The 246-nt window shown below is 53.3% G+C and carries 1 protein-coding gene; it reads right to left on the bottom strand.

Annotation, left to right across the window (positions count from 1 at the left end):
* On the bottom strand, positions 1-246 hold a 246-nt coding region (locus AC1M84_RS14330; protein WP_481595245.1), incomplete at both ends, for a hypothetical protein.

Raw genomic sequence — 246 nt, 5'->3', positions numbered from 1 at the left:
GGTGTTTGCTTTGGACTGAGCCTGCGCCTTCTTCTTGTTCGAGGGCTGTGGCTTGCCAGCGTTGTAGGTGGACTGCGGTGGGTTGTAGGCTACGTTGTCCGATAAAGCTGGTGATGCTATCAAATTGTTCTGTCGCATCACTGCGGTGGTAGCGAATGTTGCGTCGGTTAAGGGCTTGGTATTGGCTGTTGTCGTCAATCAGGCGGAGCTTTTGTGCTTCGATCGGGCTGTTGTTGCTCGGTACAA

Source organism: Acinetobacter sp. 24-47-66 (assembly GCF_056779755.1).
The sequence above is the reverse complement of the archived record's forward strand: the minus strand, read 5'-3'. Positions and strand labels throughout refer to the sequence as shown.